Genomic DNA, 2,606 nt, shown 5'->3' on the forward strand with positions numbered 1-2,606 from the left:
CGTTTCCGTCGTCTGACTTTTCAATCTCACCGGTTGGGTGATGACGCATATCTTAAGCGGCGAGGCCCGAGTGTCAACACCCGGAGCCAAAGATGACCCGAGATTGTTGGGATTCGGCGAAGACGGCGGCGGGAATCGTCCAAAACACCGGCAAAACAAGGGGTTTTCACGCGGCGACACCGGCCGGTCCCCCGAAAAAATCATCGCGGGCGGCTCCCGGCGCGTGATGAACAGACGGGGATTGATAACAATTGATAAGGATTGATAAGAGCGGGAAGAGAGATGATTAACGAGGCGGGCAGACAGGACGGACAAGCAAGGCGAGGCGCGTAAAAAAACCACCCGGCACCTTTCGGTGTCGGGTGGTCATAAAAGACCCGGCAATAACCTACTTTCGCGCTGAAAGCACTATCATCGGCCCTGACTGCTTAACGGCCGTGTTCGGAATGGGAACGGGTGTGACCAGTCAGGTAAGCTCACCGGGAGACGCATGAAGCTCGTTGAGTTTGGTTCGGTATGGGTAGTCAGTCAGTTTTCAAGAACTTTCGTGCCCTGCCGCGCGGCTGGTGCCGGAGCGGGAAGGAAAAAAGTGTGGACAAGCGATCGTCTGTTAGGATCAGTTAGCTGAGACCGTTGCCGGCCTTACACACCTGACCTATGTAACCGATGTTCGATCGGCAGACTTCATCATAGAAAAGAAACCTTATCTTGAGGGAAGTTTCACGCTTATATGCCTTCAGCGTTTATCCATTCCGCACGTAGCTACCCAGCGATGCCACTAGCGTGACAACTGGAACACCAGCGGTGCGTCCCTCCCAATCCTCTCGTACTAGGGAGGAAGCCTCTCAAGTTTCTTGCGCCCGTAGCAGATAGGGACCGACCTGTCTCACGACGGTCTAAACCCAGCTCACGTACCGCTTTCATTGGCGAACAGCCAAACCCTTGGGACCTTCTCCAGCCCCAGGATGCGATGAGCCGACATCGAGGTGCCAAACCTCCTCGCCGCTATGAACGCTCAGAGGAGATAAGCCTGTTATCCCCGGAGTACCTTTTATCTGTTGAGCGATGGCCCTTCCATTCGGAAACCACCGGATCACTAACGCCGACTTTCGTCCCTGCTCGACCTATCGGTCTCGCAGTCAAGCACCCTTTTACGTTTACGCTCGATGCCCGATTGCCAACCGGGCTGAGGGTACCATTGCGCTCCTCCGTTACCTTTTGGGAGGAGATCGCCCCAATCAAACTGCCCAGATAGCACTGTCCGCGTGGTTGTGACACGGGTTAGAATTCAAACACAACAAGGCTGGTGTTTCATCGATGACTCCCCGAAGGCCGAAACCTCCGGTTCGCAGTCTCCCAGCTACGCTACGCATGTTGGGTCTAAACCCAATACTATCCTACAGTTAAGGTTCACGGGGTCTTTCCGTCTAACTACGGGTACGTCGCATCTTCACGACGACTACAGTTTCACCGAGTAGCTGGTGGAGACAGTGGTCCAGTCGTTACGCCATTCATGCAGGTCGGAACTTACCCGACAAGGAACTTCGCTACCTTAGGACCGTCATAGTTACGGCCGCCGTTTACTGGAGCTTTGGTTGTGAGCTTCACCTTTCGGCTAACCCCCTCCCTTGACTTACCAGCACCGGGCAGGCGTCAGTCTGTATACTTCCACTTGCGTGTTCGCACAGACCTGTGTTTTTAGTAAACAGTCGCTAGACCCATTTCACTGCGACCCCCAAAGGCTGTTACACCCTCGGAGGCACTCCTTATCCCGAAGTTACGGAGTCATGTTGCAGAGTTCCTTCACCAGCATTCTCTCGAGCGCCTTAGAATATTCATCTCGCCCACCTGTGTCGGTTTATGGTACGATCTTTTGTTTCGCAACGGACGGCTTTTCTTGGCTGAACTTCCGAGGACTTCGGCAACATAATCGGCCTGGACCTTGCGGTTCCCCGCGACTAGCAGGGGGTACCCCATTCGTTCAGCGTCACGTCCGCAGAATCTACGCAAAAGGTGACGGAATATTAACCGTCTTCTCCATCGTCTACGCCTTTCGGCCTTGACTAAGGGGTCGACTAACCCTGGGCGGATTTACCTTCCCCAGGAAACCTTAGGCTTGCGGCGAACGGGATTCTCACCCGTTTTATCGTTACTCGTTCCGACATAATCACTAACCATCAGTCCACAGGCCGTCATCCGTCCTGCTTCGCCCCGATGGCTACGCTCTCCTACCGCTGGCTTTCGCCAACCCACCGCTTCGGTGCCATGCTTAGTCCCGTTCATTATCGGCGCAGGATCCCTCGACCAGTAAGCTATTACGCACTTTTTAAATGGTGGCTGCTTCTAAGCCAACATCCTGGCTGTCTGGGGAATCCAACTTCCTTTCGCACTGAGCATGACTTGGGGACCTTAGCGGGTGGTCTGGGTTGTTCCCCTCTCGACTACGAAGCTTATCCCTCGCAGTCTAGCTGCCCGAACTTGGTACGACGGTATTCGGAGTTTGGTATCGACGGATAGCCGGGTAGGCCTCCGTTCGATTTCAGTCGCTCTACCCCCGTCGCCAACTATTCGAACGCTAACCCTAAAGTTATTTCGGAGAGAACGAG

At 54.4% G+C, this 2,606-nt stretch carries 2 rRNA genes (1 of these 2 cut by a window edge); both read right to left on the bottom strand.

What is annotated here, in order from left to right:
* Nucleotides 1-375: 375 nt before the first annotated feature.
* Nucleotides 376-484, bottom strand: a 5S ribosomal RNA gene (rrf, locus tag BGIM_RS0141410).
* A gap of 107 nt (nucleotides 485-591) precedes the next feature.
* A 23S ribosomal RNA gene (locus BGIM_RS60780) occupies nucleotides 592-2,606 on the bottom strand; it runs 922 nt beyond the window's last position.

The sequence above is a fragment of the Zavarzinella formosa DSM 19928 genome, assembly GCF_000255705.1.
Lineage (GTDB): Bacteria > Planctomycetota > Planctomycetia > Gemmatales > Gemmataceae > Zavarzinella > Zavarzinella formosa.